The sequence below is a fragment of the Bartonella grahamii ATCC 700132 genome (genome assembly GCF_000518085.1).
GTDB lineage: Bacteria > Pseudomonadota > Alphaproteobacteria > Rhizobiales > Rhizobiaceae > Bartonella > Bartonella grahamii.
Genome location: NZ_KI912377.1, coordinates 56,977 through 82,673 on the forward strand (window position 1 = coordinate 56,977; position 25,697 = coordinate 82,673).

Here is a 25,697-nt window from a genome sequence, read left to right on the forward strand (position 1 = left end):
TGCCAAGAAAAGATTCAAAGCCCTCCTTTTGCAGAGCTTTGGAATTTAAATGAAGTGATAACTTAATTGTTCACAGCTTTTTTAAGATTTTCATCAATTTTATCAAGAAAACCTGTTGTAGAAAGCCATTTTTGTTTAGGTCCAATCAAAAGCGCGAGATCTTTGGTCATAAAACCTTCTTCAACGGTCTTAATACAAACTTCTTCTAATGTTTTGGCGAAGTTTTTTAATTTTTCGTTGTTATCTAGTTTAGCACGGTGTGCCAGTCCACGCGTCCATGCGAAAATAGATGCAATAGAATTTGTTGATGTTTCTTCGCCTCTTTGATGCTGACGGTAATGGCGTGTTACGGTGCCGTGTGCTGCCTCTGCTTCAACAATTTTACCATCTGGTGTCATAAGAACAGAAGTCATGAGACCGAGAGAACCAAAGCCTTGGGCAACAATATCAGATTGAACATCACCATCATAGTTTTTACATGCCCATACATAGCCTCCTGACCATTTAATTGCAGAAGCAACCATATCATCAATGAGGCGGTGTTCGTAATATAATTTACGATTTTCAAATTCAGTTTTAAATTCCGTATCAAATATTTCTTGAAAGATATCTTTAAAACGACCATCGTAAGTTTTTAGAATGGTATTTTTTGTTGAAAGATAAACTGGGACATTCCTTTGTAGTCCATAATTAAAGGATGCTCGGGCAAAATCACGAATTGACTCATCAAGGTTGTACATAGCCATAGCAACCCCTGCGCTTGGGGCATCAAAAACATCATGTTCAATAACTTGATTGTCATCACCTACAAATTTAATACTTAATTTCCCTTTTCCTGGAAATTTAAAATCTGTTGCCTTGTACTGATCACCAAAAGCGTGACGTCCAATAATAATTGGCTTTGTCCAGTTAGGAACAAGGCGAGGGACATTTTTACAGATAATGGGTTCGCGAAAAATGACTCCTCCTAAAATATTGCGGATTGTGCCATTAGGTGATTTCCACATTTTTTTTAGGTTAAATTCTTTAACGCGTGCCTCATCAGGTGTGATGGTTGCACATTTTATACCAACCCCATATTTTTTGATAGCATTGGCAGAATCGATAGTTACCTGATCATTGGTTGCATCACGATTTTCGACGGAAAGATCATAATATTTGAGATCAATGTCGAGATAGGGATGGATTAATTTATCTTTGATATATTTCCAGATGATACGAGTCATCTCATCCCCATCAAGTTCAACAACGGGTTTTTCTACTTTGATCTTTGCCATTAGAAGTCCTTTTTTTTTAAGCGATACTACTTTATAGCACTTTCAAGTTTATAATGAAAAGTAAAAACAAGGGAAAAAAGCACTCAAATATGAGCTTTTAGAATCTATGATCAATAGAGTGTAAATTTTGTTGGAGGGTTTAATTTTTGAAAAGAAGTGATGTGTTTGCAAATCTATAATTATTCTATGATTGATGAAGAATCTGTTTAATAGATAAGGTAGTTAGATCACTGGGGGGCAGGAATTATGCATTTTTATTATCAGAGTTTCCATTTAATAAGTTGATCGTATTCTAAATTATAGTTTCTTGATTTATTGTGTTAGGTGAATAAGAATCTATTTTTATATCGCATTTCAATTCTAAGATTACGGTCTGTTTGTTTATAGAAAAGTTTAATGTGATACAAAGGCACCGTAATTAAAAATGTTTCATATAAGATGTGTTTTGGGGTGAATTTTAGTTTTGAAGGTTGGAAGAAACGTATAAATGATGTGGCTGGTTTTAATTTAAAAATTAACGGTATACGCAAAAATATGGCTTATAAACTCACCGGATCACGAGTTAGAACCCTCTAATTTTTATATTTTATCGATTTTTATTGTTATTAACTGTGCGCAGTAAAACACTATCCTCGAAATGCAACAAAGAAATCAATTATCTAATGATTCTTGTGTCTTTTTTACGAAGAGATCCCTTTAAAAATCTTATTCCCTCGTTTTTATTTATGCATTCCTCATTTTTAAAAATACAAATAAAATGAATGTATTACACATAGAAAAAAGGATTATGGTACGCCCAAGGGGAATCGAACCCCTGTTTCCGCCGTGAAAGGGCGATGTCCTAACCGCTAGACGATGGGCGCGAACCATTGATGAGGCTTATAGAGAGGATCTTTTTACTTCGCAAGCCCTCTGTGTCATTTTTTTTGAAAAAAGTGTGTTTTATTGAATAATTTTTGAGCAATTCCTGTTTGGATTGTTTCTTTTCAGTTTGAGTAGTAGGCAAAAATGACCAAAACATTATTTTAAATGTGTTTATTTTTTGCATATTTTATTGTTTGTTATCTTTGCTTGCACATGAGAATATTATTTAACTTTCTTGAAAGAGCCTTTATACAGAAGATTTCTCATTTGAGCTTATCATAAAGCAAAAAACTGTATAATTTATGAAGTATAAAGCAAATATTTATTACCAAATTAACAAATAATACCAATCATACAAAAGTTTTTTGAGGCATAAATCATAGATTAGTTTCAGTTTAAAAAATATAAATAGATTCTGTATGATGAAAATGAAAATATTAAAGCAATTTTTACAGAATGTATTAAAAATATTTTTCTTATCTTTAATTTTACATGTTTATAAGGAATTTAAAATTAAAACCCCTTCATTTGTTCCCTCAAATGTTGAGAAGGTTATTTATTTGAAAATGAATTAGCATGGGTAAAGGGTAGATTGAGGTTTTTGTCATTTCAATTCGCTGGTTTTTCAAAGGGGTGGCAGTAAGTCTAGGTAAAATATTTGAGTTTTGAAAATTTATTTTCCATATTTATAATATTTCAGAATTATGGTGTGCACATATTAAGTCTTGTTTTTTACTTTAATGTAAGGTTCTATTTTGATATATAAATGCATTAAGATTTTTGCATTAAAGATTTATATTTCAAACTATGGAATGGTAGGAAAAAATGTGTTATTATTTACTGATCTACTTTGTTTTATCCATTCTCTTAATTTATCATATGAAAGAATGTTTTTTGTTCCGTATTTGTTAATTTAGAAGAGATGTTTTTATTCTTTCTTACTAAGTCCTTAATATTCTTTAACTTGTTATTGATTATTTTTTAGAACTTTTCTTTATGGCAACTTGCATTTATCAGTTTTACAGATTTTTATTCTGAATTAGATATTTTATAAAGATTCTGAAATCTTTGAAGACAATAAATATTATATTTTTAGGAATGTTGATTGAACAAGCGGGGATAATTCTATTGGAGAACATGAAGTGAATAGAGCGGAGTATTTCTTTTGTTCTTATGGATGTAAGTGCTCTTTGTGTTGATTGGCACATCATTTAAACGATTTTTCAGTGAAGATAGGGATCAGTGGTTAATAATGGCAGAAGCTTTAAAAGTTGGTGTTGCGGGACTTGGTACGGTTGGTACTTCAGTTGTTCGAGCTCTATGTGAAAAAGCGAATAGTTTAGCTTGTCAATGTGGGCGATTTATCAAAGTCGTTGCTGTTAGTGCGCGCGATAAAAACCGTAATCGTGGAATTGATCTCAGTGATATAAAATGGTTTGATTCACCTGTGGAGTTGGCTGCTTCTGATGAGATTGATGTTTTTGTAGAGTTAGTTGGTGGTGAATTGGATGTGGTGTACACCGCTGTTAAGAGAGCGCTTGAGGCGGGACATCATGTTGTAACAGCCAATAAAGCCCTTCTTGCTCGACATGGAGTAGAGCTGGCTATAATTGCAGAAAAAAAGGGTGTTTTTCTTCATTTTGAAGCAGCTGTTGCAGGGGGAATTCCTGTCATCAAAGCGATGAGAGAATCACTTGTCAGTAATCACATATCGCGAATTTATGGTATTCTCAATGGAACCTGTAATTATATATTAACACGCATGTTTACGGAAGGTCTTTCATTTAAAGATTGTTTAGCAGATGCACAGAGACTTGGGTATGCTGAAGCAGATCCAAGTTTTGATATTGAGGGAAATGATACTGCTCATAAATTAGCTTTGTTGACAAGCTTGGCATTTGGAACAGCTGTTTCGTTAGATGATGTTTATGTTGAAGGAATTCATAATATTTCGCAAATTGATATTCGAGCAGCTGATGAATTAGGGTATCGGATTAAGCTTTTAGGGGTTGCATTAAAAACGGATTCTGGAATAGAGCAACGCGTTCATCCGACAATGGTACCAATATCTTCAATGATTGCACAGATAAATGGCGTAACCAATGCTCTTTCTATTCAAAGTGATTTATTAGGTGAATTACTGTTTTCTGGTCCTGGCGCCGGAGGAATGGCAACAGCATCAGCCGTTATTGGTGATTTGGCTGATATAGCAAAAGCGCGTTCTGGTTTTCAGTATGCACCTGTTTTAAGACGTCCAGCATTAGAACTTACTCCTCATAAAAAAGCACGTATTTCGCATCATGCGGGGGGTTATTTTATTCGTTTAAATGTTCATGATCGTACTGGTGTTTTTGCCGCGGTTGCAAGGCATATGGCTGATAATCACATCTCATTGGAGTCGATTGTTCAAAGATCTTTTGTAGAAGATCAAATTGAAAAAACAATTATTTTAATTACGCATGAAACAACAGAGGTGAATGTACGACAGGCACTTGCAGAAATTGAAAAAGATGGACATCTTGTTGCAAAATCTCAATTTATTCGTATTGAGCCTATGGCAGAGAATTGATAACTTTCTTGATAATGACAAAAAGGCAAGCTTGAGTTCTTTTGTCTCTTGTGGAAAATTTTCATCTTTGCCAAAAACTTTATTCTTAGTATTTAATAAGGACTCATATTTTTTCTGGTATTCATTCGGTAGGATTTTTTCATATGCCCACAACTCAGAAGATTTTAAATGGACTTGATCGTATTTTGACGCTTGAATTGGTACGTGTTACTGAACGTGCTGCTGTTGCTGCTGCACGCTGGCGCGGGCGTGGCGATGAAAAAGCTGCGGATCAGGCTGCTGTAGATGCAATGCGGCAGGAACTTAATCGATTGCCTATTGATGGTACAGTGGTGATTGGTGAAGGTGAGCGGGATGAAGCGCCTATGCTTTATATTGGAGAAAAAGTAGGTCTTCAAAGTGGATTGGCGATCGATATTGCACTTGATCCATTAGAGGGAACAACACTTTGTGCTAAAAATATTGCCAATTCTTTGGCAGTAGTTGCAATTGCTGAAAAAGGTAATCTCCTTTACGCTCCTGATGTTTATATGAAAAAAATTGCTATTGGTCCTGGTTATCCAAAGGGAGTAGTAGATATAGATGCTTGTCCTACCGATAATATCCATGCTCTTGCGAAGGCTAAAGGAGTGGCTGTTAATCAGATTGTTGTTTGTATTATGGATAGGCCTCGTCATGAAAAATTAATTAATGAAGTACGAGCGACAGGGGCATCGATTCGCTTGATTGGGGATGGAGATGTTGCTGCTGTTATTGATACAACTGATCCAGAAGAAACAGGTATTGATATCTATATGGGGATTGGGGGAGCACCTGAAGGTGTTTTAGCTTCTGCTGCTTTGCGCTGCATTGGAGGACAGATGCAAGGTCGTTTGCTGCTAGATACAGAAGAGAAAATTGCTCGTGCAGCTAAAATGGGGATTAGTGATCCCAATAAAGCTTATACAATGGAAGAAATGGCAAAGGGTGATGTTTTGTTTGCAGCAACAGGGGTGACAGATGGTAATATGCTTTCTGGTGTTAAATTTACATCTCGTTACATTCAAACGGAAACTCTCGTAATGCGCTCCCATACGGGTACAGTCCGTAATATTAAAGCGCAGCATAGAGATCATTCAAAATTTGATTAATGTTTTCTTTTTTCGTCATTAAAAATAGAGGGAGTTTTTTAGGAAATACGCTTCCATGAATCTATTTTCATGGAAGCATTTATAGATATGAGAATATCTTATTATTATGAGAGCTGGACAGAATGAACCCAGCCATTTTTATCTTCTATGTTCCCTTTTTGAAGGCCAACCAATTGTGTACGAAGCTGCTTTGTAACTTCTCCAACTGTTTCATTTCCAATAATAAATTCTCCCCCTTTATATTTAAAACGACCAATTGATGTGACAACGGCAGCTGTACCACAAGCAAAGACTTCTTTAAGGTGTCCACTCTTTGCATCTTCTTGAAGCGCTGCAAAAGAATAAGGACGCTCTTCTATTTTTAATCCCATTTGTTGAGCTAATCTTAAGATTGAATCACGAGTTATCCCTGGAAGAATAGTGCCGTTAAGCGCAGGGGTTACAAGTGTACTATCTGCCATAATAAAGCAGACATTCATACCACCAAGTTCTTCAATCCATTTATGTTCAATCATATCAAGAAAGAGTACTTGGCTACAATTATTTTGCGTTGCACATTTTTGTGCCAGTAAGCTTGCTGCATAGTTTCCGCCACATTTTGCAGCGCCTGTGCCCCCTGGACCAGCGCGGCTATAATCTGTTTCAATCCATACACTGACAGATTTTTCTTCTCCTTTGAAATAGGATTCAACTGGAGAGGCTATGATACAAAAAAGATATTCTTGAGAAGGGCGGACTCCCAAAAAGTTTTCATTGCCAAACATAAATGGACGGATATAGAGGCTAGCGTTGGGATGATCAGAAACCCATTTTTGATCAATTTTTACTAATTGATGAACGGCATCCAGAAAAATATCTTTTGGTAATTCTGGCATAGCTAAACGCCTCGCTGATTCTATAAAGCGTTGTGCATTGGCATCAGGACGGAAGAGCAAGATGCGCCCATCTTTTGCTCGATATGCTTTTAAACCCTCAAAAATTTCCTGTCCGTAATGTAAAACGGTACTTGCAGGGTTAATTTCTAAAGCTTTGTATTGAGAAATGATGGCATTATGCCAGCCTTTGTCTTCAGTCCATTGAATAGTACACATGTGGTCTGTAAAAAATTGACCAAAACCGGGATTTTTTAAAATTTCTTCACATTTTTCTTCTGACAGAGGAGATGGGTGTTTTTCTATTTTAAAGGGAAGCGACGATATAGGAGATTTCATAAAAAACCTTTTGAGTATGTTTCATTTTTATTAATAAAAATAATGAGATATTTTGATCACAACTCTATTATTAACAAAACCTTTGTGTCAATGTTTTATTATAAAACACAAAGAGGTTTATTATAGAATTCAAAGGCTATTATAGATATTTTAATTCTACTCTCGCCTCTTTTTCTCAACTTTATAAAGTAAGCTGGAACTTTTTTCTATAATTATCGTTTTCTCAAAATAGGTATCTGAATAATTTCATATATGCATATTGTCTAGAAATTAAAAGGTAAGGGAATTGAGAAAAGGAATCTACTATGATTGATAAAAATTATCACACATATGAAGAACGTATGGCAGCAGAAAGAAGAGATAGTGAACAACGTGTTTCAATTGCTAAGGGTATTTTTGCTATTCTTCTTGCGGTCGTTATTATCTGGTTTGTTTTTGGTTTTTTAGGATCTTTTTTTGCAAAATCTCCTGAACATAGTTCGCGTTATAATACTCCAGAAACAAGCCAAAGCGTAACAACGCCCAAAAAAGATTTAAATTCGCTTCCTTCTGTACCTTATACTTATAAGGGTACGTAGTGATTTTTTCATAAATATAATCTTTTAGATAGGACGCAAATCGACGTAGATTAAAGAATAAAGTCAGCACAAAGACATAAAAAAGATTAGACGATTTTAATTTCTGAAGTTTTTGATAAGTAATTAAATGGTATGGAAATAAATAATGCAACGGTTTTAATAACCGTTGCATTATTGGTTTAGCGTGTGATGAAGCAACTTCCTCCAGAACTTTTAATGGATTCACAAAGGATTATGGCTTCATTACGGTCTTGTGTTTGAATCCGAACACGGTAATAAGTACCTTTTCCTGGTATAAAAGCGGGTTGAATATTTAAAGAACGGGCACCGATAAGGAATCCAAATTTAGATTTCATATTTTTTAAAGAACTTCTAGCTAGCTCATGCGTTGGCTGAGATGCAAGTTGTACGTAATAACTTTCTGAATTTTGTGCTGCGACTCTGTTTGGTGATGTGGGGCGAGATGCGGCGGGTGTTTCAACTTGTGTATTTCTTTCTGCATGAGAAGGAATAGGGATAAATTTTTCTTCAATATTTGAGCTAGAAGTATTTTCTGCGATTATTTTATCAATATTATTTTTGAGATCAAGGTCTATTTCTTGATTGTTTATATCAGAATCATGCGACGAAACAAGGGACGAATCTTGAAGTTCATTAGGAGTTTGATCAATGTTTTCTTCAGATTGAGCAGCAGTTTTGCTCTTTGTTTGATGTACGGGAGCTAGTGTAACTGTACCATCTTGATTTACAATAACAGTTTGTACTTCTTGCGTGGGAATAGTATGGTTTATGGCTTCTGTGACTGCATCTTCAACATCAGATTCATTTAAAGAAGAAGATGAAGCGTTTGAAGATTCTTCAGGATTTAATTCTTTTAAATTTTCAGGTTGTTCAGAGTTATCAATAAGAAATTGTTGTGTGTTTTCTTGTTTTTCATTTTGTTCAGTTGTTTGTTTATAGATATCTAAATTATGTGCAACATCATTTTTCGGTTCAGTTGTTTCTGGTTTGAATTTAAAAGGCGCATTATCAGCGTGGATAATGATCGTTTCTTCATTTTTTTGTGATGGCATAAAAAAGTGCGAATAACCAGCAAATCCAATTCCTATTAAAATAAGTATAAAAATACCTTTAATGAAAGTTTTACCAAAAATAAAACTTTTTAAGGGAGGAGGAGCTGGTGGATGCGTGGGAACTTCATTTGAGCTTGTGTATGATGAATTCTCGCTAAAAGGGGGAAAATTATATTCCATATTGGCAGAAGAAAAATAGTCGGAATTTTGTTCTTTAGAGTTTATATAAACACCTTCTTTTGAATTTTGCATAGACTGATGAAAAACCTCACTAAAAACCTCATTTTTCTGTTGTTTTTGAGAAAAATTATCCGTTGGGACATTTCCTACATTAAGTACATCAGCAAATTCTTCTTCTAAACCACCACTAGTTGGCACATCATATTCTGGCGCTTCATACGGGACTTCTGGAACCATAATAGGGCCAGTTTTTTCTACGATTTCCTCTGAAAATTTATAAGTATCAACATTGGGAGGGGGAGTATCTCTGTGCGTATAGTTATGGGCAAAAAAGCCATCCGTTTGTTTTGTATTCAAAGAGGCTGATGAGGAAAGAAACTCATCTGAATTATTTTCATTATATGAAATTTCTCTATTTGGGTTAGAGGTACCTTCGGTGTTATTGATGTATTGGGCTTGAGCCTCATTATATATTGGAACTTTTTCGCTATAAGTTTCTTGTTGTGAAGGGTTTTCTTCAAAAAAATGGGGATAATTGGTTGTATGATCTTCTTGTGAAGCCCCCTTTAAATAAGATTGTCTATCAACTGGTGGAGAATCCAAAGGTGAGGAGAATGTACTTTTTGTTTGATTTCTTGCAGTGTTTTGTCTTTCTGACATAAGGTTAGAAGATGAGAAAAACTCATTTGCCTCTGTAGAAGAGGAGATATCAGGATAAGAAGAGGAGACATCAGAATAATCTTTTTTGATCCAATTTTCTTGATCAGCTGAAATTTTATAGGGATGGTTTACAGGAGTGTCATAGAGGTTTTGATTGTCATCATAAGTTTGTTGTATATTCGTAGTTTTAGGCTGTTGTGAATTTGTTTGTGAAAACCGATTGGTTTGTTCAACAGATTCTGGAATCTCTTTCTTATTTTCGCGCCTTTCAGATTTATCAAAAAAGAAATTTTCTGATTCTGATCGTGAAATAAGATTACTTTTTTTAAGAAACGGATCAGCACTGGTTGCTGTTGTTTTCTGTTGAGGGGATTGATTCTTTGGGATTGGTAATGGAGAAAGCTCATCTAAAATTTGTTCTTCATCATGACTGCTAGGTGAAGAATATTTCTCTTCAGATAAATTATTTTGTTTTGAATGGTTGAAAGAAACAGTTTGTGCAATATCTGAGGCTGTTGCGTTGCTGGTTGCATGCAAGTCCCATTGTTTTTTTTGATCATCAAACGGTAAGTCATGTGCTAAATTATTTTCAAGTTCCTCTTCTAGAAAGGACAAATCAAAATCATCATCATGGGATGATGTTTCGGGGTGAGATGTTGATCGATCTGTCTGTAAAGAAGATTGCTCATTTTGGTTTCCGCTTTGTTTGTGCGGATTGAAAATGCGCGTAAGCCTTTCCAAAGGATCATGGTGTTCATGATCGTGTTTTGTTTCGTGTAGATTTTTGCGATCGTTATCGCTCATAGCTTTTCTCACATGGTGATTTGCATCTGCGTGCAATCAATGGTTGATTTTGATTTGTTATATTAAAATTATAAATTTTCCCCCTCTCATGCAAGGATACATGAAAAAGTTTATCAATAGAGTACCTATTGTATGTATTTATAGAACTTTTTCAACGCATTTCTATTGGTGCTTCGACTCCTATGATGGTAAGTCCTGATGATAAAATATTGATAACAGCTTGTATCAACCCCAATCTTGCAAAGGATAACTCTTTATCATCAGGTTGAATAAAGCGTAAATTGAGATTTTCACTCCCTTTATTCCAATGGGTGTGAAAGCTGGAAGCAAGGTCATAAAGATAAAACGCTAATCGATGCGGTTCCTTATGAATGACGGCCTGTTCAATGATACGTGGATATTCAGAAAGTTTGCGTATTAACAATATTTCATGGTCATCTGTTAATCGATGAAGATGGGCGATTAATGTATCATTCGAAAAGTTTTTAATATGAAGCGCTTCTTGTGCTTGACGAAAGACTGAGTGACAACGTGCACTTGCATATTGTACGTAAAAGATGGGGTTATCTTTTGATTGTTCTGTTACTTTTGCAAAATCAAAATCAAGAGGTGCTTCACACTTACGGTATAACATCATAAAACGCACAGGATCACGCCCAACCTCTTCGACAACATCCCGTAGAGTGACAAAAGATCCCGCTCTTTTTGACATGCGTACAGGATGACCGTTGCGAAAAAGTTTTACCAATTGACATAAGAAGACGCTTAATTTAGCTTTATCCCCAGAAATTGCTTTTGCCATTGCCTCTAGCCGCTTTACATAGCCAGCATGGTCTGCGCCTAGAATATAAATCATTTCATCAAAATGACGATTAAATTTATCCCGAAAATAAGCAACATCAGCAGCAAAGTAAGTGTAAGAACCATCAGATTTGACTAAAACACGGTCTTGGTCATCACCAACATTTGTTGAACGGAACAAAGTTTGTTCACTTGGTTCCCAATCTTCTGTATTTTGTCCCTTGGGAGGGGGGAGTTTTCCTTTGTAGATATAACCATTTAAAGTGAGGTCGTTGATGGTGTTACGAATGGCGCGTGCATTATCTGCATAGAGCATTCGCTCAGAGAAAAAGATATCATGATAAATATTAAGAGCAGCCAAATCTTCGCGAATCATGGTCATCATTGCATGAATTGCACGTTCTTTCACAAGAGATAAGGCTTCATCTTTATCCATCGTGAGGAGTTGGTCACCAAACTCTTGAGCAAGCGATTGTCCCAATGGTATCAAGTATTCTCCAGGATAGAGCCCTTCTGGAATTTCATTAATTTCTTGCCCAAGAGCCTCACGATAGCGCAATAGTACAGAGTGGGCGAGGACTTCGATTTGTTGACCAGCATCATTGATATAATATTCTTTCGTAATGTTATAGCCCGTAAATTGCAGCAAATTGGAGAGAACATCTCCAACAACCGCTCCGCGGCAGTGTCCTACATGCATTGGTCCTGTCGGATTTGCTGAGACATATTCAATATTGACGCGTTTTCCTTGTCCCATTGGGATACGACCATAAGAAGTGCCTGATTCAAGCATGGATTTTATAGCATCTTGCCAAAATAATTTTGTAAGCTTTATGTTTATAAAACCAGGACCGGCAACATCTATATTTTCGATAGAGGAATCATTTTTAAGAAGTTCTATGATTTTATCTGCAAGTGCACGTGGATTGATTCCAATAGATTTTGCAAGCACCATAGCAGCATTGGTTGATAAATGACCATGGGAGGAATCACGCGGAGGATCAACAGTGATTTTTGATAAATCTAGATCTTCTCCATTTTTTCCTTTTATATCAGATAATTCAATTGATCTCTTAATTTTTTTTTCGAAGTTTTTAAAGATATTCATATTTAGCTTCCATGATGATGCCAAAAGCCATTAGACGAAATTATCTGTATGGTCAAATAAACGGTGATATTCACGTAGAGCGTAGTGATCTGTCATGCCTGAAAGGAAGTCAGCAATCAAACGTGCTAACTCTTGATTTTTTAAGTGCACTGTTTTGCTCTGCCAACTTTCAGGCATTGTATTTGGATTTTCATAATAACAATTGAATAATTTTTGTACAATGCATTTTGCTGCATTGCGACGACTAAGAACTTGTTCATGGTAGTAAAGATTTTTAAATAAAAAGTTTTTTAGTTCTTTTTCATAAACGGTCATTGTTGGTGAAAAGGTAACAATAGTTTGTTTTGCTTGGTGAATATCGTTTATGCTTGTTGGTTTGATGCGTGCTAAATTTTCTTGTGATTGTTTGATAACATCTTCAACCATGGTTGTTATTTGTCTTCGTACAAGTGTGTAACCGCGACGCGCTTGGTCGAGGTGGGGATGCTCATCTGTTATATCTTTTAATATTGCTGCTGTTAGTGAAACATGTTCAAATTGATCGAGTGTTAAAAATTGCGAACGTAGACCATCATCAATATCATGCGCATTGTATGCGATATCATCTGCAATAGCAGCACATTGCGCTTCTAGTCCTGCAAAACAATCGAGTGCAAGATCTTGCCCTGCATTGTATTGTAAAATATCGATAGGAACTTCCTTATTCTTCGCGTGAGGACCTAAAAGGGGACCATTATGCTTTACAAGTCCTTCGAGGGTTTCCCATGTAAGGTTAAGTCCATCAAAATTTGCATAGCGCTGTTCTAGTTTTGTGACAATGCGTAATGCTTGTGCATTATGATCAAAGCCGCCATAATGTACCATGGCTTCATTAAGTGCATCTTCTCCAGCATGGCCAAAGGGCGTGTGTCCAAAGTCGTGAACAAGGGCAATGGCTTCGGCAAGGTCTTCATCAAGACAAAGGGCACGGGCTAATGTTCTTGCAATTTGAGAGACTTCTATGGAATGGGTTAGGCGAGTACGATAATGATCGCTTTCGTCAGCAATAAACACTTGCGTTTTATGTTTAAGACGTCGAAATGCATTAGAATGGATAATACGATCTCTATCTCGTTGAAAAGGTGAGCGTGTGGTGCTCATCGTTTCATGGAATAATCTACCACGGCTTGTTTGCGGATGAGCACTGTACACTGCTCGAGATTGGTAATTAAAGTTGGTATTGCCTATATCCATTGCAAGTTGCCCATTATCATCTTAAAATTGAGAGTGGTTTATGACAAATAAACTGCTCTTTGAGTATGGGATACTCTTTCTTGATGGTTTAATGCAAGGATATATAAAATGAATGTGAAAATTTCAGATGTTGCTGCCAAAAAAATTGCACAGATACTTTTGCGTGAACCCGATAAAATAGCATTGCGTATTTCTGTTGAAGGTGGTGGGTGTTCTGGTTTTTCTTATAAATATGACTTGGTTTCTGAAATGTGTAAAGATGACCTCGTTCTCAAAAAAGATGGGGCAGTTGTGTTTATTGATTTACTATCACTTCCTTTCATGGAAGGAGCTGAGATTGATTTTGTTGATGATCTTATGGGGCAGTCTTTTCAAATCCACAATCCCAATGCTGTTTCATCATGTGGTTGTGGTGTGAGTTTTTCAATTTAAAATGATGGCTTTGTGATATTGTTTCTTGAAAAAAATATCATGTTGGTCAACAATGTGAAAATGGGTATTCTTATAAAAATAGTGCACCGATGTGTATGGTTGTGCGTGGTGCTTACTTTATTGATCTGGAGCCACTGTGCTTTTTCTGAAGAAGGAGAAGGGAAAGATCAGCAGCAGGGACAATCAAGGAGTTTTATTGTAAAGTCTCAAGAGCAGGAAAAAGAAAATGTAGCATCTCAAACACAACTCATTTTGAATGCTCGATTAACAAATAGTCATCCGGATATTGAAAAAGGGCTTGTCTGGCGGGTTTATGCCCCTATTCTAGGGATTGATAATAAATTACCATTAGTGGCAACCTATAAGGGGGGAAGTGCGCGTTTTGATCTCGAACCAGGAAGTTATCTTGTTCATGTCTCATTTGGTCATATGAGTGCTGTGCGCCATATTCGTTTAAAAAATGGACAGAGTCTTGTAAAAAACTTTAATCTTGAGGCTGGTGGAGTCATTTTAAATGCAACACTGCTCAATGGTGTAATGAATGAAAAGGAATTACGTTTTACCATTTATGAGGATGAAAAAGAAAATGATGATACGGGGGTGATTTTATCAAATGTTAAACCCCAATCAGTTGTGCGTTTAAAAGCTGGCCGCTACCATGTTGCTTCCCATTATGGTTCTATTAATGCGACGGCTCGTTCGGATATTCAAGTGGATGCTGGTAAAATGACAGAAGTTACCCTTGAACATCAGGCTGCTCAGATTGTCTTAAAGCTGGTACGACAAGAAGGAGGGGAAGCGCTTGCAGATACAAGTTGGTCTCTTGCCAATGATTCTGGTGATATCGTTTATGAAACAGTTGGTGCTTATGTTTCACTCGTGTTAGCGGAGGGAGAGTATATTGCAATTGCTAAAAATAAAGATAAAATCTATCAAAAAGTTTTTTCAGTCGTTTCTGGTCATGATGAAGATATAAGTGTGGTGGCGAATGAGCAAAATATGCAACGAATTGATGAAGATGTGGATTGATCGTTGTTCATGGGGGTAAACTATGATGAGAGACGGGGTATGAGTTTTGATTGAAATTTCAACAGTTGGTGTGTTTTTTGCTGGGGCACTCTCTTTTTTGTCGCCCTGTGTTTTGCCATTAGTTCCTCCTTATTTGTGCTATATGGCAGGTGTTGGTATTGATGATTTTCGTTCAGAAAATCGTGATGAGAAAGTCTTTATACGATGGGCTTTATTGTCTTCTGTTATTGCTTTTGTTCTCGGGTTTACGACTGTTTTTGTTGCTTTAGGTGCTAGTGCTAGCACAATTGGGAAATTCATCGGTTATTATCGTGATTGGTTCGCCCTTGCTGCTGGAATTGTCATTATTATTTTTGGTTTAAATTTTTTGGGGATTTTCAAGATCGCTTTTTTATTCCGTGAAGCGCGTTTTCAGACCAAAAAAACACCTTCTGGTCCTTTAGGCGCGTATATTATTGGGTTAGCTTTCGCTTTTGGTTGGACACCGTGTATTGGCCCCATTTTAGGCCCTATTATAACGCTTGCTGGAACAAAAGAAACTGTGGGAGAGGGAGCTGTTCTATTAGCGGTTTATGCATTAGGTCTTGCTATTCCTTTTATGTTGGCAGCTTTATTTTCGAGCAGTTTTATGCGATTTTTAGGAGCTTTTCGTATTCATTTAGGAAAAGTTGAAAAAATTATTGGTGTTTTTCTTATTCTTACAGGGATTTTGTTTTTAACAGGCTCTATGCAGGATCTTTCATTTTGGCTTTTAGAACATTATCCTTCGTTGAGTTATATTGAAGATATTCGTTGGCACGATATTATGAATTTTTTTGGATTTTCTCGTTAGTCTTATGTGTTTTTATGGTTAGAAGTTGTCTTTCTATTGTTCTTGCTGCAGGTGAGGGGACGCGCATGAAATCGTCTCTGCCTAAGGTACTTCATAAAATTGCTGGATTGCCTCTTATATGCCATGTTCTAAAACAAATAGAATTGGCAGGCTCTTCACAATTAGCAGTCGTTGTGGGATTTGGTGCTAAGGAGGTTACGCACGTTGTTCAGTCATTTGTAAAAGATGCGATGATTTTTGAACAAAAAGAGCGTTTAGGAACAGCTCATGCTGTTTTATCTGCTCGTTTAGCTTTGCAAAAGGAAGTGGATGATATTCTCATTGTTTTTGGGGATACGCCTCTCATTCAGCAAGATTCATTGCACCAAATGCGTGCACAGCTTGCTGATGGAGCAGATGTTGTTTTTGCAGGTTTTCATACCCAAAATCCAACAGGTTATGGGCGTCTTCTCGAGAAAAATGGTCAATTGATCGCAATTTTAGAAGAAAAAGACGCTAGCGATGAAGAAAAAAAGATTTCTTTTTGCAACGGTGGAATACTCGCTATGCGTGGAAAATATGCACTTTCTCTTTTAGAGAAGGTTGGTAATAACAATGTGAAAAAAGAATATTATTTAACAGATATTGCTGCTCTTGCAACACGCGAAGGATTAGATGTGCGTGTTGTTGAAGTTCCTTTTGAAGATATTGTAGGAATTAACAACGGTCTTGAGCTTTCTGAGGCTGATTCTTTGTGGCAAAAACGTAAAGCGCGCGATTTAATGTTATCGGGTGTTACACTCTTAAAACCAGAGACACTCTATTTTTCTTATGATACAGAAATTGAACCAGGGGTGGTGATAGAACCAAATGTTTATTTTGGATTAAGCGTGAAAGTACAATCTGGTGCTGTTATTCATGCATTTAGTTATCTCGAGGGTGCTGTGGTTGGTAAGGATGCACAGATTGGTCCCTATGCACGTTTGCGTCCTGGAACAGAGTTGGCGAAGTCCGTAAAGATTGGAAATTTTTGTGAAGTCAAACAAGCTAAGGTAGGAGAATCTTCTAAAATCAATCATTTAAGTTATATTGGTGATGCCGAAATTGGTGCACATACCAATATTGGAGCCGGTACGATTACTTGCAATTATGATGGATTTAACAAATATAAAACCATGATTGGTGATTATGCTTTTGTTGGGTCTAATACGGCACTTGTTTCCCCATTAGTAATAGGGGATGGCTCTTATGTTGCTTCAGGAAGTGTTATTACTGAAAATATTCCTATGAACAGTATGGCTTTTGGGCGTGCACGACAGGTTATAAAAGAGGGCTATGCGACAAAATTTCGAGAGCGCTTGTTAGAAAACAAACAGAAAAAATGATTATTTTCAGTCTATTCCTTTGTTTCGTGTTAATCTAACGATGGATAGGATGTTTATTCTTAAAGATTGCCGTACTCCATGTTTGAATTATTTTATTATTTATAGTTTTAAATAAAGGCTGTTGGATTGTTTTATAAGATTTAAATCTTAAGATGTGGGTTGGAGTTTTTTAATGTGTGGAATTATTGGAATTCTTGGAAAGAGGGGTGTTCCGTCCTCTTTGGTTGAGGGGTTAAAACGTCTTGAATATAGAGGGTATGATTCATCTGGGGTGGCAACAGTCCATAATGGGCATCTTTATCGTGTACGTGCTGAGGGGAAGCTTGTTCATTTAGAAGAAAAATTAAAAAAAACACCTCTGGAGGGAAGTTTAGGGATTGGTCATACCCGTTGGGCTACGCATGGAATTGCTGTTGAACGCAATGCGCATCCCCATGTGACTGAAAAGCTTGCGATTGTTCATAATGGTATTATTGAAAATTTTGTAGAATTGCAAAAGGAACTCATAGAAGATGGTTATATCTTTGAAACAGAGACGGATACGGAAGTTATTGCACATTTAATAACGCGTGCATTAAAAGAAGGTCTTTCTCCGCAAGAAGCTGTACGTACCAGCTGGAAAAGGCTGCAGGGGGCTTTTGCTATTGTTCTTATTTTCGAAGGTGAAGATAACCTTATGATTGCGGCTCGTTCTGGTCCACCTCTGGCAATTGGTTATGGAAAAGATGAATTTTTTGTGGGGTCAGATGCGATTGCTTTGGCACCATTCGTTGATCATATTAGCTATATGGAAGATGGGGATTGGGCTGTTCTCACACGGGAAGGCGTTACAATTTATGATGTATATAATCAACCGGTAAAACGTCCTGTGACAACATTACTTGAAGAGGCTTTATTGATTTCTAAGGGTAATCATCGTCATTTTATGCACAAGGAAATGTTTGAACAACCTGAAGTGATTTCTCATAATTTGGCGCATTATCTTGATCTTGGAAATTATGCCGTTCGACCCTTTGAGAATTTGATTGATTGGAAAAATATTCATCGTCTCCTTTTTGCGAGTTGTGGAACGGCTTATTATTCAACCTTAGTTGCGCGTTATTGGTTTGAGAAATTTGCCGCTTTAAGTGTTGATAATGATGTTGCTTCGGAGTTTCGTTATCGTGAACCTCCTATAACGTCTGATGTGTTGTCGCTGTTTGTTTCTCAATCTGGTGAGACAGCTGATACATTGGCTTCTTTGCGTTATTGTCGTGAGCGGGGTGTAAAAACAGCAACAATTGTGAATGTAGAGCAATCAACAATGGCAAGGGAGGCTGATTTTATTCTCCCAACACTTGCCGGACCGGAAATTGGTGTTGCGTCAACAAAAGCTTTTACCTGTCAATTGGCAACGCTTGCTTCACTAGCACTTAGTGCTGCTAAACAACGTGGCTATCTCTCGGTTCAAATGGAACAGCAATTGGTTCAACAATTGGCAGAAGTTCCACGTATTTTAAATGAGGTCTTAAAATTAGAGAGCAAAATTGAATGTATTTGTCGTGATTTAGTGAATGCAAAAAGTGTTCTTTATCTGGGACGTGGGACTTCTTATCCGATTGCTTTGGAGGGAGCCCTTAAACTGAAAGAGCTTTCTTATATTCATGCTGAAGGTTATGCGGCGGGTGAGTTGAAGCATGGACCAATTGCTTTGGTGGATGAGACAATACCTGTTATTGTTGTTGCACCTTATGATCGGTGGTTTGAAAAAACTTTTTCTAATATGCAAGAAGTGGTAGCGCGTAATGGTCGTATTATTTTAATAACCGATAAAAAAGGAGCAGAAGTAGCTTGTCTTAAGACTTTATCAACGATCACTTTGCCAGAAGTTCCAGAATTTATTTCTCCTATTATTTATGCACTCCCTGTTCAGTTAATCGCCTATCATACGGCTGTTTTATTAGGAACAGATGTCGATCAACCCCGTAATTTAGCAAAATCAGTCACGGTTGAATAAAAGTATATTTCTGAATCTTTGGGAGAATAATCAAGTGTAAGAAATTGATTTATAATGATAGCTTATTTTTTCCACTTTTCTCTGTTGAACGAGAATATCGGAGACGGGATTTTTCTTTCTAAATTCTTTACGATAAAATAAAAAATATTTTCTGACCTGTCAAAAAATAGATCAGCTATGTGAATATAATGATAGAAAAAGGCGCAATATTTCTTCTACTGTTTTAATGCAAGAATAATTTAGATTGAAAGAAAAGATGCTGTTGTTGGGTTGTTACTCTTTCATGAAGCATAAAGATGGTAAGAGATTGCATAGATCGTTTATGGGTTATTCTAAGAGAGAAAACCGTATTTGAACAGAGAGGTATTTTAATTTTTTATTAGAGGGGCTTTGTTATCCTGCTCGCAAGAGGCGTGTAGCATCATCGTGTCCGAAAAGATAAAGCAGCAACTGTAAAGCTTGTCCTTGCTGAGAAGAAAGATGAGGATCGCGTTGTAAAAATAAACGAGCATCTTTTCTTGCCATTGACAAAAGATCGCTATGAACTGCAAGGTTTGCTATATGAAATTCAGGGACTCCGGATTGTTTGGTACCTAAAAGCTCTCCTTCGCCTCGCAGGCGCCAATCTTCTTCAGCAATTTCAAAACCATCTTCTGTATTGCGGATAATATTAAGGCGTGTTGCTGCTGTTTTTGTCAGTGGATCTTTATAGAGCAAAATGCAGGAAGATTTTTTATTGCCTCGTCCTACACGTCCACGTAATTGGTGCAATTGTGAAAGGCCAAAATGTTCCGCGTGTTCGATGATAATGATCGAAGCATCTGGAATATCTACTCCCACTTCAATGACGGTGGTTGCAACTAAAATACGTGTATTTCCACATTTAAAAGATGCCATAGCGGCTTCTTTTTTTTCTGTAGACATTTTTCCATGGATCATACCAACGTGTGCACCAAAGCGTTCATGGAGAAATGCAAAGCGGTTTTCAATTGAAGTGAGATCAAGAGCTGTCGATTCCTCCACTAAAGGACAAATCCAATAGAGCTTTTCTCCTTTTTCTAATGCAATTGCGATTCGCTCTATAAGCTCATGAAGACGTTTCAAAGAAAGCATTGCTGTTGTAATGGGTTGTCGTCCCATTGGTTTTTCTGTAATTTTAGATACATCCATATCACCAAAAGCTGTTAAGACAAGTGTGCGCGGAATGGGCGTGGCGGTCATAACCAGCATATCAGGTTTATTGCCTTTTTCTGTAAGAGCGATACGTTGATGGACACCAAAACGGTGTTGTTCATCGATAATGGTTAAGGCAAGATTGTTATAAGTAATGCTGTTTTGTATGAGAGCATGGGTTCCGATGATAATAGAAACTTGACCTGATTGAATATCATTCAAGATATTTATTCGCAATTTCCCTTTTTCTCGTCCTGTTAAAAGAGTTGTTTGTAATCCGACTTTTTCGGCAAGAGGAGCAATGGTGGAAAAATGTTGCCTGGCAAGCACTTCGGTTGGTGCCATTAAAGCTGATTGTCCTGAATTTTCAGCAATTTGTGCCATTGCCATCAATGCAACAACAGTTTTTCCTGCGCCTACATCACCTTGAAGCAGTCTTAGCATCGGTTCTGGCGAAGCAAGATCATTCGCGATATCTTCTACTGCTTTTTTTTGTCCGGTTGTGAGTTGAAAGGGGAGGACATTAAGCAATTTTTTAGTATAAATTCCTGTTGATGGTCGAGAAGTGCCAACAAGAGATTTGGTTTTCAAACGCACCAGTCCTAGCGCCAATTGACAAGCGAGCAATTCATCATAGGCAAGACGTTTGCGTGCTGTACTTTCTAAGGATAGATCGTTGGGATCAATGGGCGCATGGATACGGCGTAAAGCAACAGAAAAAGAAGAAAAATTTTGCTGCTTTTTCACATTTTCATCTATCCATTCTGGGAGTAGAGGAATAAAATCAAGAGCGTTTTGTATGGCGCGTCTTAGTGTCTTTGCAGTTAGTCCTGCAGTAGAGGGATAGACAGGTTCGATGAGAGGAATCTGATTTGATTGTTCGCTTGGAGCAATATAGTCGGGATGCGCCATTGAAAATTGCCCATTAAACCATTCAACTTTTCCTGATACAGTGACTTTTTTTCCTTCAGGGAGTTGTTTTTTTAGCCAAAGAGGCTGAGCGTGAAAAAAGACTAAATTTATTTTTCCTGTTTGATCATGGGCAATAACACGATAGGGGATTTTGTTGTGACCACGGGGCGGTGGTTGATGTTGATCGATGATAATTTCGAGTGTAACAGTGTCTCCTTCTGTTACACAAGCAATGTTGGGACGCATTCTGCGGTCTATGACGGAATGAGGCATTAATTGAAGAAGATCAATAAGAGTTGCTTCGCGTTGTGTAGGATTAACATTTAAGAGTTTGGTCAGTAAACCATAGACTTTAGGTGTAATACCAGAAAGAGTTCGAATAGAATTAAAAAGAGGGGTAAGAAGACTTGGAGGCATGAGCAAATTTAACCTGCTCTTTTTGTTTTTTCTAGACCTTTAGAAGAGCTTTTTGGGGATAAAGTTATAAAGAGGAGGTTGCTTTACTTACACATTGAATTTTAGGAAGAAAATTAATATTTAAAGATAAATACAATAAAAGGGAGCTAAAATTAAAGTGCTTAGATGAGCTATATTATTTTTCTTTTTATTTTAGCTGTTTATTTGCTGTGAATAGAAGCATTTTCTTGATATAATTCTCTTATAAATATTAATAAAATTGGGATATTTCTCCTATGTAGGATGATGAATTTATAGCTTTAAAGTTATGATAAACAGAGGTTTTTTTCTTTTATAAGGGGTGCTATTTGGCATTTATTTTGTAGTGGGAAATTGTGAGAGTGGTAAAAAATAAAAATAAAATGCAAGAAAACAAAAATTCTCTTCCTCGCTTTATTCATTTGAGAGTGCATTCAGCTTATTCCTTGCTCGAAGGGGCTTTAAAAATCCCCCAAATTATTCAACAGGCTATTTCAGATCATGCACCAGCGGTTGCTATTACCGATACCAATAATTTATTTGGTGCTTTGGAATTTTCACAGCATTGTCTTGCTCATGGGGTCCAACCTATTATTGGTTGTCAGCTTACTGTTGATTTTTGTGATGAAAATGATCATTCACGTTTGGCTAAATGGCGTAATCCTTCTGATTTTTGCTCTATTGTTCTGTTGGCTGCTAGTGAAATTGGTTATGCTCATTTGGTTCGTCTTGTGAGCCGTGCTTATCTTGATAAACGTGATACTGATCCTCCTCATATTAAAGCTAATTGGTTGTCGGCACACAGTGAAGGAATAATTGTTTTAACGGGAGGCAAGGGAGGACCTATTAATCTTTCTTTGGCAGAAGAGAAAAAAGAACATGCTGTTGAACGCTTAATTTATTTGAAAAAATCTTTTGCTGATCGTCTTTATGTGGAATTACAACGGCATGGCTCTTATGATCGGAGAGTAGAAGCTGATCTTATTGAATTGGCTTATGCGCATGAAATTCCTCTTGTTGCAACAAATGAAGCCTTTTTTCTGAAGAGAGAAGGGTATGAAGCGCATGATGCGCTGATGGCTGTTTCAGAAGGGCAAATAGTCTCTAATCCAGATCGCAAACGTGTGACGCCAGATCATTATTTGAAGTCACAAGATGAAATGGTTACACTCTTTTCTGATCTTCCAGAAGCTTTAGAAAATAGTGTTGAAATTGCATTGCGTTGTCATATTGCCACGCCTCTTCGAAAACCGATATTGCCTCGTTTTATAGAACAATCTGCTAATTCAGAAAATACTTTGGAAGTAGAAGATAGTGAGTTGTTAAATCAGGCTAAAGCTGGTTTGAAGATGCGGCTTGAAACAATTGGATTGGCTGAAGGGTATACGATTGCAGATTATGAGCAGCGGCTTGATTATGAAATTTCAGTTATTACGCGTATGCAATTTTCTGGATATTTTCTTATCGTTTCAGATTTCATAAAATGGGCAAAGGTTCATGATATCCCCGTTGGACCAGGACGGGGTTCTGGTGCTGGTTCACTTGTTGCTTATGCATTGACGATTACTGATGTTGATCCATTGCGGTTTTCTCTTCTCTTCGAACGTTTTCTCAACCCAGATCGTGTTTCGATGCCAGATTTTGATATCGACTTTTGTCAAGAGCGGCGCGAAGAAGTTATTCAATATGTTCAAAAAAAATATGGACGTAATCAAGTTGCTCAAATTATTACCTTTGGTAAGTTACAGGCACGTGCAGTTTTGCGTGATGTGGGGCGTGTTTTAGAAGTTCCTTATCGTCAGGTGGATTATCTTACAAAATTAATTCCTGCCACACCAGGAAGTCAGGTAGAATTGGCTGATGCTATTAAGGATGAACCTAAATTTGAAGAGGAAAAGAAAAAAGATCCCGTTGTTGGACGCGCATTAGATATCGCACTCCAGTTGGAGGGACTTTATCGTCATGCTTCGACTCATGCTGCTGGGATTGTTATCGGAGATCGTCCGCTTTGGGAGCTTGTCCCGATGTATCGTGATCCTCGTTCTGATATGCCTGTTACACAATTTAACATGAAATATGTTGAACAGGCAGGGCTGGTAAAATTTGATTTTCTTGGATTAAAAACGCTTACTGTTTTGAAAATGGCAGTCGATTTTGTTGCCAGAAAGGGGATAAAAATAGATTTATCAAATATCCCTCTGAATGATGAAACAACCTACGCCATGATGGCACGTGGTGAAACGGTTGGTGTGTTTCAGGTGGAAAGTTCTGGTATGCGCAAGGCGTTGATTGGAATGAAGCCAGACCGTATTGAAGATATTATTGCGCTGGTCGCACTTTATCGTCCAGGTCCAATGGAGAATATTCCAACCTATAATGCACGCAAACATGGGGAAGAGGAAATTGCTTCTATTCATCCTAAAATCGATCATCTGATCAAAGAAACACAAGGTGTTATTGTCTATCAAGAACAGGTGATGCAGATTGCTCAGGTGCTTGCTGGCTATTCGCTTGGAGAAGCCGATTTATTACGTCGTGCTATGGGGAAAAAAATTCATGCTGAAATGCAAAAACAGCGTACGCGTTTTGTCAATGGAGCTGTTGCAGGTGGTGTTGATAAAGATCAAGCTGATATTATCTTTGATCTTTTAGCAAAATTTGCTGATTATGGTTTTAATAAATCGCACGCTGCTGCTTATGCAATTGTTTCTTACCAAACAGCTTATATGAAAGCAAATTATCCCGTTGAGTTTTTAGCAGCTTCAATGACATATGATATGACGAATACAGATAAACTTAATGATTTTCGGCGTGAAGCATTAAGGCTGGGTATTGAAGTTATTGCACCTTCTATACAAACATCTCATCGTGTTTTTGAGGTTGGTGATAACTGTATTTATTATTCTCTTGCTGCCATTAAAGGAGTGGGAGAAACTGTTGTGGATCATATTGTTGCTTGTCGTGGGGATAAGATTTTTAAGGATCTGGAAGATTTTTGTGCGCGTGTTGATCCTCGTATTGTTAATAAGCGTGCGATGGAAAGTTTAGTTTGTGCTGGTGCTTTTGATTGCTTCAACATTGCACGTGAGGTTTTATTAGCTAATCTTGGAACCCTTCATGCGCGTGCACTTCGTATTCTCGATGACAATTCTAGCGGGCAGGTTGATATATTTGGAATGGCAGGCGGATTAAAAGAACCATTGATCTTATCGCAAACAACCTCTTGGTTGCCGGCTGAGAAACTTTATCGAGAATTTCAAGCTATAGGTTTTTACTTTTCTGCGCATCCATTGGAGGAGTATCAAGCTATTCTAGACAAAAAACGCATTCAGACTTGGGTTAATTTTGCCAATGCCGTTAAAGGAGGAGCAACGGCTGCACGGCTTGCTGGAACTGTTGTGGCAAAAAACGTGCGCAAAACAAAATCTGGTAAAAAAATGGGAATTATTCATTTTTCTGATACAAGTGGACAATATGAAGCTGTTCTCTTTTCTGAGGCACTCTCGGATTATGAAGAGATGCTAGAACCCGGAAAATCTTTTATTATTACGGTGAGCGCAGAAAATCGTTCTGAAGGAGTTAGTTTGCGAATTGAAACAATTCAGTCGTTGGAACAGGAATCATTAAAACAGCATAAAATGATGCGTCTTTTTATAAAAACAGTTGATATGCTTCCACAAATTGAACAAAATTTAAATCTTGGGGGGAATGGAGAGGTTGGGCTTATTTTAATTCAAGAGGATGGATTGCGAGAAGTCGAAATTGCGCTTCCTAAGCGATATAAGGTAAATTCACATGTCGCAAATGCTATGAAATTAATTCAGGGTGTTGTTGATGTAGAATTGAGTTAACAGAAAGATTAAAGATGGGAGCTGATTTTGAGTGGTGTTTTTGCTTTTAGGAGAGCTAAAAATTGAGCTTTTAAAATCGGATTGTAGGTTTCGGAAAATATTGCTTTTATTTGAGTGAATTATGATGTTTTTTTAGTGTCATAGTGTCATAGTGTCATAGTGTCATAGTGTCATAGTGTCATAGT

General features: G+C 37.1%; 15 protein-coding genes and 1 tRNA gene. 9 read left to right on the plus strand and 7 right to left on the minus strand.

The genetic code is table 11. The features are described 5' to 3' along the window. Positions 1-62: 62 nt before the first annotated feature. Both U736_RS0109065 and U736_RS0109070 read right to left on the minus strand, forming a co-directional pair. Positions 63-1,277, minus strand: coding sequence for an NADP-dependent isocitrate dehydrogenase (locus U736_RS0109065; RefSeq protein ID WP_015856518.1), 1,215 nt, complete (start codon positions 1,275-1,277; stop codon positions 63-65). A 788-nt stretch (positions 1,278-2,065) separates the two neighbouring features. After that, positions 2,066-2,140 (minus strand) — tRNA-Glu (locus U736_RS0109070). Between the two features lie 1,253 nt (positions 2,141-3,393). Here U736_RS0109070 and U736_RS0109080 point away from each other — a divergent pair. Continuing rightward, the gene (locus tag U736_RS0109080; RefSeq protein WP_015856517.1) at positions 3,394-4,710 is read left to right on the plus strand and encodes a homoserine dehydrogenase; all 1,317 of its coding nucleotides are present in this window, start codon (positions 3,394-3,396) and stop codon (positions 4,708-4,710) included. Between the two features lie 143 nt (positions 4,711-4,853). After that, complete coding sequence (gene glpX, locus U736_RS0109085; protein WP_015856516.1) at positions 4,854-5,840, plus strand: class II fructose-bisphosphatase; 987 nt, start codon at positions 4,854-4,856, stop codon at positions 5,838-5,840. Positions 5,841-5,944: 104 nt separating this feature from the next. On the opposite strand, the gene U736_RS0109090 is transcribed toward glpX, so the two are convergent. Next, positions 5,945-7,051 carry a branched-chain amino acid aminotransferase gene (locus U736_RS0109090; protein WP_015856515.1) on the minus strand — a complete coding sequence of 369 codons (1,107 nt, stop codon included), beginning with the start codon at positions 7,049-7,051 and terminating at the stop codon, positions 5,945-5,947. 305 nt (positions 7,052-7,356) lie between these two features. Between U736_RS0109090 and U736_RS0109095 the strand changes: the two genes are divergently transcribed. After that, positions 7,357-7,629, plus strand: coding sequence for a membrane protein (locus U736_RS0109095; protein ID WP_015856514.1), 273 nt, complete (start codon positions 7,357-7,359; stop codon positions 7,627-7,629). Positions 7,630-7,808: 179 nt separating this feature from the next. Here U736_RS0109095 and U736_RS0109100 read toward each other — a convergent pair whose 3' ends face one another. The 3 genes from U736_RS0109100 to U736_RS0109110 form a co-directional block, all read right to left on the minus strand. Next, on the minus strand, positions 7,809-10,346 hold the full coding sequence (locus U736_RS0109100) for an SPOR domain-containing protein (protein WP_015856513.1): 2,538 nt from the start codon (positions 10,344-10,346) through the stop codon (positions 7,809-7,811). A 151-nt stretch (positions 10,347-10,497) separates the two neighbouring features. Further along, a complete protein-coding gene (gene argS / locus U736_RS0109105) occupies positions 10,498-12,255 on the minus strand; it encodes an arginine--tRNA ligase (RefSeq protein ID WP_026500717.1) in 1,758 nt (585 codons plus the stop codon). Between the two features lie 30 nt (positions 12,256-12,285). Next, a complete protein-coding gene (locus tag U736_RS0109110; RefSeq protein ID WP_015856511.1) occupies positions 12,286-13,488 on the minus strand; it encodes a deoxyguanosinetriphosphate triphosphohydrolase in 1,203 nt (400 codons plus the stop codon). A gap of 108 nt (positions 13,489-13,596) precedes the next feature. On the opposite strand from U736_RS0109110, the gene U736_RS0109115 reads away from it, so the two are divergent. The 5 genes from U736_RS0109115 (at position 13,597) to glmS (ending at position 19,141) form a co-directional block, all read left to right on the plus strand. Further along, positions 13,597-13,920 carry a HesB/IscA family protein gene (locus U736_RS0109115; protein ID WP_015856510.1) on the plus strand — a complete coding sequence of 108 codons (324 nt, stop codon included), beginning with the start codon at positions 13,597-13,599 and terminating at the stop codon, positions 13,918-13,920. Between the two features lie 39 nt (positions 13,921-13,959). Next, positions 13,960-14,949, plus strand: a complete 990-nt coding sequence (locus U736_RS0109120) for a hypothetical protein (protein ID WP_015856509.1) — start codon at positions 13,960-13,962, stop codon at positions 14,947-14,949. Between the two features lie 46 nt (positions 14,950-14,995). Then, entirely contained in the window at positions 14,996-15,781 is a 786-nt protein-coding gene (locus U736_RS0109125; protein WP_015856508.1) for a cytochrome c biogenesis CcdA family protein, read from the plus strand. Positions 15,782-15,795: 14 nt separating this feature from the next. Next, positions 15,796-17,145, plus strand: coding sequence for a bifunctional UDP-N-acetylglucosamine diphosphorylase/glucosamine-1-phosphate N-acetyltransferase GlmU (glmU, locus tag U736_RS0109130; RefSeq protein ID WP_015856507.1), 1,350 nt, complete (start codon positions 15,796-15,798; stop codon positions 17,143-17,145). A gap of 172 nt (positions 17,146-17,317) precedes the next feature. After that, positions 17,318-19,141, plus strand: a complete 1,824-nt coding sequence (gene glmS, locus U736_RS0109135) for a glutamine--fructose-6-phosphate transaminase (isomerizing) (protein WP_015856506.1) — start codon at positions 17,318-17,320, stop codon at positions 19,139-19,141. 393 nt (positions 19,142-19,534) lie between these two features. On the opposite strand, the gene recG is transcribed toward glmS, so the two are convergent. Beyond that, complete coding sequence (recG, locus tag U736_RS0109140) at positions 19,535-21,643, minus strand: ATP-dependent DNA helicase RecG (protein WP_015856505.1); 2,109 nt, start codon at positions 21,641-21,643, stop codon at positions 19,535-19,537. A 401-nt stretch (positions 21,644-22,044) separates the two neighbouring features. On the opposite strand from recG, the gene dnaE reads away from it, so the two are divergent. Then, positions 22,045-25,512, plus strand: a complete 3,468-nt coding sequence (gene dnaE / locus U736_RS0109145; protein WP_372440018.1) for a DNA polymerase III subunit alpha — start codon at positions 22,045-22,047, stop codon at positions 25,510-25,512. The last annotated feature ends 185 nt before the right edge of the window (positions 25,513-25,697 follow it).

Excerpts from the sequence above, each read along its gene's own strand:
- U736_RS0109080 (WP_015856517.1), top strand. The coding sequence starts at position 3,394 with ATGGCAGAAGCTTTAAAAGTTGGTGTTGCGGGACTTGGTACGGTTGGT.
- glmU (WP_015856507.1), top strand. The coding sequence starts at position 15,796 with ATGGTTAGAAGTTGTCTTTCTATTGTTCTTGCTGCAGGTGAGGGGACG.
- glpX (WP_015856516.1), top strand. The coding sequence starts at position 4,854 with ATGCCCACAACTCAGAAGATTTTAAATGGACTTGATCGTATTTTGACG.
- glmS (WP_015856506.1), top strand. The coding sequence starts at position 17,318 with ATGTGTGGAATTATTGGAATTCTTGGAAAGAGGGGTGTTCCGTCCTCT.
- dnaE (WP_372440018.1), top strand. The coding sequence starts at position 22,045 with ATGCAAGAAAACAAAAATTCTCTTCCTCGCTTTATTCATTTGAGAGTG.
- recG (WP_015856505.1), bottom strand. The coding sequence starts at position 21,643 with ATGCCTCCAAGTCTTCTTACCCCTCTTTTTAATTCTATTCGAACTCTT.
- U736_RS0109095 (WP_015856514.1), top strand. The coding sequence starts at position 7,357 with ATGATTGATAAAAATTATCACACATATGAAGAACGTATGGCAGCAGAA.
- U736_RS0109090 (WP_015856515.1), bottom strand. The coding sequence starts at position 7,051 with ATGAAATCTCCTATATCGTCGCTTCCCTTTAAAATAGAAAAACACCCA.
- U736_RS0109100 (WP_015856513.1), bottom strand. The coding sequence starts at position 10,346 with ATGAGCGATAACGATCGCAAAAATCTACACGAAACAAAACACGATCAT.
- U736_RS0109110 (WP_015856511.1), bottom strand. The coding sequence starts at position 13,488 with ATGGATATAGGCAATACCAACTTTAATTACCAATCTCGAGCAGTGTAC.
- U736_RS0109065 (WP_015856518.1), bottom strand. The coding sequence starts at position 1,277 with ATGGCAAAGATCAAAGTAGAAAAACCCGTTGTTGAACTTGATGGGGAT.
- argS (WP_026500717.1), bottom strand. The coding sequence starts at position 12,255 with ATGAATATCTTTAAAAACTTCGAAAAAAAAATTAAGAGATCAATTGAA.
- U736_RS0109115 (WP_015856510.1), top strand. The coding sequence starts at position 13,597 with ATGAATGTGAAAATTTCAGATGTTGCTGCCAAAAAAATTGCACAGATA.
- U736_RS0109120 (WP_015856509.1), top strand. The coding sequence starts at position 13,960 with ATGTTGGTCAACAATGTGAAAATGGGTATTCTTATAAAAATAGTGCAC.